The sequence below is a fragment of the Vibrio sp. HM8-C genome (assembly GCF_058630515.1).
Genome location: NZ_JBMMKS010000039.1, coordinates 1 through 1,004 on the forward strand (window position 1 = coordinate 1; position 1,004 = coordinate 1,004).

1 rRNA gene is annotated in these 1,004 nt (G+C 52.4%); it reads left to right on the forward strand.

Annotated elements, in window-relative coordinates:
* Positions 1-1,004 (forward strand): 23S ribosomal RNA (locus ACOSVQ_RS20620); the annotation flags it as partial.

Genomic DNA, 1,004 nt, shown 5'->3' on the forward strand with positions numbered 1-1,004 from the left:
CTACTACGGTAGTGAAGTCATTGATGCCATGCTTCCAGGAAAAGCCTCTAAGCTTCAGATTGTAAGGAATCGTACCCCAAACCGACACAGGTGGTCGGGTAGAGAATACCAAGGCGCTTGAGAGAACTCGGGTGAAGGAACTAGGCAAAATGGTACCGTAACTTCGGGAGAAGGTACGCTCTTGACGGTGAAGTCCCTCGCGGATGGAGCTGATGAGAGTCGCAGATACCAGGTGGCTGCAACTGTTTATTAAAAACACAGCACTGTGCAAAATCGTAAGATGACGTATACGGTGTGACGCCTGCCCGGTGCCGGAAGGTTAATTGATGGGGTTAGCGGTAACGCGAAGCTCTTGATCGAAGCCCCGGTAAACGGCGGCCGTAACTATAACGGTCCTAAGGTAGCGAAATTCCTTGTCGGGTAAGTTCCGACCTGCACGAATGGCGTAATGATGGCCACGCTGTCTCCACCCGAGACTCAGTGAAATTGAAATCGCTGTGAAGATGCAGTGTACCCGCGGCTAGACGGAAAGACCCCGTGAACCTTTACTACAGCTTGGCACTGAACATTGAACCTACATGTGTAGGATAGGTGGGAGGCTTTGAAGCGCAGACGCTAGTTTGTGTGGAGCCGTCCTTGAAATACCACCCTTGTATGTTTGATGTTCTAACTCAGACCCGTCATCCGGGTCGAGGACAGTGCCTGGTGGGTAGTTTGACTGGGGCGGTCTCCTCCCAAAGAGTAACGGAGGAGCACGAAGGTGGGCTAAACACGGTTGGACATCGTGTGGTTAGTGCAATGGCATAAGCCCGCTTGACTGCGAGAATGACAATTCGAGCAGGTGCGAAAGCAGGTCATAGTGATCCGGTGGTTCTGAATGGAAGGGCCATCGCTCAACGGATAAAAGGTACTCCGGGGATAACAGGCTGATACCGCCCAAGAGTTCATATCGACGGCGGTGTTTGGCACCTCGATGTCGGCTCATCACATCCTGGGGCTGAAGT